We start from the raw sequence: 2338 nt of genomic DNA on the forward strand, positions 1-2338 counted from the left end.
CGCGTGCGGCCGCCCGCGTGCGCGCCGCGTACCCGGCCGCGGTCCGCGCCTCCCTCGACGCCGCGCAGGGGCGCTTCGACCGGCGCATGGCCGTGGGCGTGTTCCGCGACGTCGCCTTCCACCCGGTCGCCGTGAGCGCGCCGGCCGTGCCGTCGACGATCGTGCTCTCCGACGACGCCCCCGCCGTGCTGCCCGACGCGTACGCCGCCGAGCTGGCCGCCGCGGGATGGGACGTGCGCCGCCTCCCGGGCATCCACCACGACATGCAGCTCGAGGACCCGGACCGGGTGCTCGCCGAGGTCGGGGACGTGCTGTGACCGACGGGCCCGAGGCCGCGGAACGGCCCGACCGCCCGGCCGACGCGGAGATCGCCGCCCGGCTGGCCGCAGCCCTGCGCGCGCCCGACCCGTCCGCGCGCCTCCAGGCCGCGCTCACCGCGGGCACCCGGCCGGATCCGGCGCTCGTCGAGGGCCTCGTGCACCGCTGCCGCGTGGAGCCCGACCTCAACGTGCGCGAGATGCTCACGTGGGCGCTCCTCCGCCACGACCGCGAGGCCACGATCCCGGCGCTGGTCGCCGAGCTCGCCTCGCCCATCCCGCAGGCGCGCAGCCAGGCGCTGCACACCCTCTCCAAGATCGGGGACCGGCGGGCGCTGCCGGCGATCACCCCCGCGCTCCTGCGGGACCCGGACGAGCACGTGGCGCGGACGGCCTGGCGGACGGCCTCCGGGCTGCTCGACGCCGACCGCGACCCGGCCGGTGCGCGCCTGCTGCTCCGCGAGCTGGCGTCGCAGCTCGGCCGCGGATCCGCCGAGATGCAGCACAGCCTGACGCGCGCGTTCGTCGCGGTCGGCCGGGCGTCGCAGCCCGTCGTCGAGCGGTCGCGGCAGGCGGCGGACGCGCGGGTGCGGATCCCCGCGCTCGCCACCCTCGCCATGCTCCGCGACCCGGAGCTGCGCTTCGACGACGCGGTGGACGCGGCGCGGCGCTCCTCGTTCGGCGCGCACCTGGTGCGCCCTCCGGCTGGCGGGCAGCCGGTGGGCGATGCGTCGGCGGACAGGGGTCCCGGTGGCACGGGCCCCGTGGGCACGGACGCCGCGGGCAGCGCCGACGCCGATGCCTCCGCCGACGGCCCTTCCGCCGGCTGACCGCGCTCCCTATCGTGGGCAGCGACGGCCCCGCGCGGCGCAGGGCCGCGAGGACCCGCGTCCGCGCGGCGGACGGAGGCGCACCCGTGGCCGAGATCGTGCTGTTCCACCACATGCAGGGTGCGACGCCCGGCGTCCACGCGTTCGCGGACGCGCTCCGGGACGGCGGGCACGCCGTGCACGTGCCCGACCTCCTCGCCGGCGCCCTGCCGGAGAGCGTCGAGGCGGGCCTCGCGCTCATGGCGGGACTCTCCGACGACGTCATGGCCGAGCGCACCGCGCGCGCCCTCGACGGGCTGCCCGCGGGGCTCGTCTACGCGGGCGTCTCCTGGGGCGGATCCATCGCCCAGCGCCTCGCGCAGACCCGCCCCGGCGCGCGCGGCGCGCTCCTCTACGAGTCGTTCGTGTCGCTCACGGCCGAGTGGGCGTTCGGGCCGTGGCCCGCGGGGGTGCCGGTGCAGGTGCACGGCATGGCGCGGGATCCGTTCTTCGCGGGCGAGGGCGACCTCGAGGCCGCGCGCGAGCTGGTGGACGCGGTCGGCCCCGAGCTCGCGGAGGTGTTCGTCTACGACGGGGACGCGCACCTGTTCACGGACGCGTCGCTGCCGTCGTCGGATCCCGTGGCCACCGCGCTCGTGCTCGAGCGGTCCCTGGAGCTGCTGGCGCGCATCGGCTGAGGGCGCACCGGGCGGCTGCCGACCGGGTCCCCGCGGCGGCGGGACTCGATGCCGACCGTGTCCGGCAGGTGTCAGGCGTCCACGGGAGGCAGCTCGGCGACCGCGACCCGGTCGCCGGCGGCGTCGCGGATCTCGACGGACGCCGCGTCGGCGCGGAGCACGTCGGCGTTCATGCGGCAGTCGATGCGCACGGCGGATCCGAGCATGGACCCGGACGCGTGCTCGCCCCCGCGGGCGTCGACCACCACGACCGTGAAGGCGTCGCCCGCGGGCAGCCCGTCGATCGACAGGACGGTCTCGGTGCCCCACGTGTGCGCGACGACGTCGCCCTCGACGTCCACCCCCGCGGGCGCGCCCGCGAACGTCACGTCCTCGACGGCGCCCAGCGTCCCCGCCGGTCCCGTGGCCACGTCGGCGCGCGGCGTCGCGAGGGATGCGCCGCCCACGGCACCGACCACGAGGCACGCGGCGGCACCGGCGACGAGGAGCAGCGGGTCCTCGTCGGCCGTGCGGC

3 protein-coding genes and 1 pseudogene are annotated in these 2338 nt (G+C 78.3%); 3 read left to right on the plus strand and 1 reads right to left on the minus strand.

The features are described from left to right. The 3 genes and pseudogenes from Q6969_RS15040 to Q6969_RS15050 form a co-directional block, all read left to right on the plus strand. Nucleotides 1–317: pseudogene (locus Q6969_RS15040) on the plus strand (alpha/beta hydrolase); the annotation flags it as partial. Then, nucleotides 314–1147 carry a HEAT repeat domain-containing protein gene (locus Q6969_RS15045; RefSeq protein ID WP_317231167.1) on the plus strand — a complete coding sequence of 278 codons (834 nt, stop codon included), beginning with the start codon at nt 314–316 and terminating at the stop codon, nt 1145–1147. The pseudogene Q6969_RS15040 and the gene Q6969_RS15045, both read left to right, overlap by 4 nt. Nucleotides 1148–1233: 86 nt before the next feature. Continuing rightward, nucleotides 1234–1824 (plus strand): dienelactone hydrolase family protein, encoded by a 591-nt coding sequence (locus Q6969_RS15050; protein ID WP_317231168.1) that lies wholly within the window; start codon nt 1234–1236, stop codon nt 1822–1824. 71 nt (nt 1825–1895) lie between these two features. Here Q6969_RS15050 and Q6969_RS15055 read toward each other — a convergent pair. Next, nucleotides 1896–2338, minus strand: a 443-nt coding sequence (locus tag Q6969_RS15055; protein WP_317231169.1) for a hypothetical protein, incomplete at its 5' end; no start/stop codon positions are given.

This window comes from Clavibacter sp. MX14-G9D (genome assembly GCF_032917815.1).
GTDB lineage: Bacteria > Actinomycetota > Actinomycetes > Actinomycetales > Microbacteriaceae > Clavibacter > Clavibacter michiganensis_K.